The sequence below is a fragment of the Adlercreutzia equolifaciens genome (assembly GCF_029076695.1).
GTDB lineage: Bacteria > Actinomycetota > Coriobacteriia > Coriobacteriales > Eggerthellaceae > Adlercreutzia > Adlercreutzia equolifaciens_A.
The window spans coordinates 1-289 of sequence record NZ_JARFIK010000596.1 but is presented as its reverse complement, the minus strand read 5'-3'; the positions used below and the strand labels follow the sequence as shown (position 1 = coordinate 289).

General features: G+C 62.3%; 1 protein-coding gene. It reads left to right on the top strand.

What is annotated here, in order from left to right:
• On the top strand, positions 1-289 hold a 289-nt coding region (locus tag PZH32_RS13755), incomplete at both ends, for a branched-chain amino acid transport system II carrier protein (protein WP_275208824.1).

Genomic DNA, 289 nt, shown 5'->3' with positions numbered 1-289 from the left:
AGCAACTGATGGGCCCTGTGGGCCGCATCGTGCTCGGCGTCGTCGTCGGCTTCGCCTGCCTAACCACCGCGGTGGGCCTGTGCGGTGCCACGGCCGAGTACGTCGAGCGCATCTCCAACCGCCGCATCAGCTACCGGACGGGGCTGATCAGCGTCGTGGTCATCGCCCTGCTCATCTGCAATTTGGGTCTCACGAACATCATCAACCTGGCCGCCCCCATCCTCTCGGTCATTTGTCCGCCGTTCATGATTACCGTCATCCTGCTTCTGTTCCGCAAGCGCATCAAAAG